The organism is Microbacterium sp. Bi128 (assembly GCF_918698205.1).
The window spans coordinates 1-1,538 of record NZ_CAKKMM010001224.1 but is presented as its reverse complement, the minus strand read 5'-3'; the positions used below and the strand labels follow the sequence as shown (position 1 = coordinate 1,538).

Annotated in this window: 2 protein-coding genes; both read left to right on the top strand. The window is 68.3% G+C overall.

Translation table 11 applies throughout. The features are described 5' to 3' along the window. Positions 1 to 273: FAD-dependent oxidoreductase (locus tag LQV45_RS31475; protein ID WP_230011310.1), on the top strand; the 273-nt coding region annotated here is incomplete at its 5' end. Continuing rightward, positions 270 to 1,517, top strand: coding sequence for a CaiB/BaiF CoA-transferase family protein (locus tag LQV45_RS31470; RefSeq protein ID WP_230011308.1), 1,248 nt, complete (start codon positions 270 to 272; stop codon positions 1,515 to 1,517). The genes LQV45_RS31475 and LQV45_RS31470, both read left to right, overlap by 4 nt. The last annotated feature ends 21 nt before the right edge of the window (positions 1,518 to 1,538 follow it).

Sequence of the window (1,538 nt, the reverse complement as noted above, 5' to 3'; positions counted from 1 at the left end):
CTGCTGCCCAAGGAAGTGGACCAGCTGCTCGTCGCCGGCCGGCACTACTCCGCCACCCCCGAGGCCCAGAAGATGTCCCGCGAGATCCCGCCCTGCATGGCCATGGGCCAGGCAGTCGGCGTCGCCGCCGCCCTGGCGATCCAGAACGGCACCCTCGTCCGCGACGTCTCCGCCCTGGACATCCAGCAGGGCATGCGCCGGCACGGCGCGGACCCGGGCGACGTCCCGTCGTCGAACGCCACCCTTGACGTGGACGCGGTGGTGGGGGCATGAGCACCGTCATCGACGACCTGCTGTCAGGCACGACGGCGGCAACCGCCGCCGCTGAGGCCGGCACCCCGCTCCCGCTCGAGGGAATCAAGATCGTGGACTTCACCCAGGTGTTCATGGGCCCGTCCTGCACCCAGCTGCTGGGCGACTACGGCGCGGACATCATCAAGGTGGAACGCCCCGGCGCCGGAGACATCTCCCGCAACTCGTTCCCGGACAAGGACGGCCAGGACAACCCGATCTTCCTGTCCATCAACCGGAACAAGCGCAGCATCTCCGTGGACACCCGCACCGATGAGGGCAAAGCCGTCCTCCACCGGCTGCTCGCCGACGCGGACGTCGTGGTCAGCAACTTCCGCTCCGGCGTCATGGAGCGGATGGGCTTCGGCTACGAGGACCTCAAGGAGCAGAACCCGGGCATCATCTGGGCCTCCGGCACCGGCTTCGGCCCCGAGGGCCCCTACTCGCACAAGGGCGGCCAGGACGCGATCGCCCAGGCCTACTCCGGCGTCATGTGGCGGCGCGAGTCCGATGACATGAAACCGGCCATCTACCCCACCACGCTGTGCGACTACATCACGGGCATGCACCTCATGCAGGGCATCCTGCTGGCACTGCGCACCCGCGAGTCCGCCGGCGTCGGGCAGAAGGTGGAGGTGACCATGTACGACTCCATGCTGCACCTGCAGATGCAGGAGGCCTGCATGCAGCTCAACCGCGGCTACGAGGTCAACTGGGGCGCCATGCCGCTCAGCGGCGTCTTTGAAACCACCGACGGCGCCGTCTGCATGGTGGGCGGCTTCACCCCGGACCCGCTGCTGCGCATTTCCGAGGCCCTGGGCCTGGACGAGGACCTCACGCTGCGGCCCGAGTTCGCCAACCTCGAACAGCAGTTCAAGCACAAGCCGGCACTGCAGGCGATCTTCCGCGAGCGCATGGCCACCAACACCACCGAATACTGGACCACCCGGCTCGAAGACCAGGGGCTGCTCAACGCCCCGGTCCACACCCTGGAACAGACCCTGGCCGATGCGCAGACACACGCCAACAACATGATCGTCGAGGCGGAACACCCCGGCGTCGGCACCGTGAAGATGCTCAACGCACCCATCCGGCTCTCCGCCACCCCGCCCACCATCCGCCGGGTGGCCCCGCGACTCGGCGAACACAACGTCGAGGTGCTGCTGGAGAACGGGTTCGACGCCGAGACCATCGAGCGCCTGCAGCAGCTGGGGGTCCTGCGGTGACCGCCGTTGCAGAGGCCGGGA

Excerpts from the sequence above, each read along its gene's own strand:
- LQV45_RS31470 (WP_230011308.1), top strand. The coding sequence starts at position 270 with ATGAGCACCGTCATCGACGACCTGCTGTCAGGCACGACGGCGGCAACC.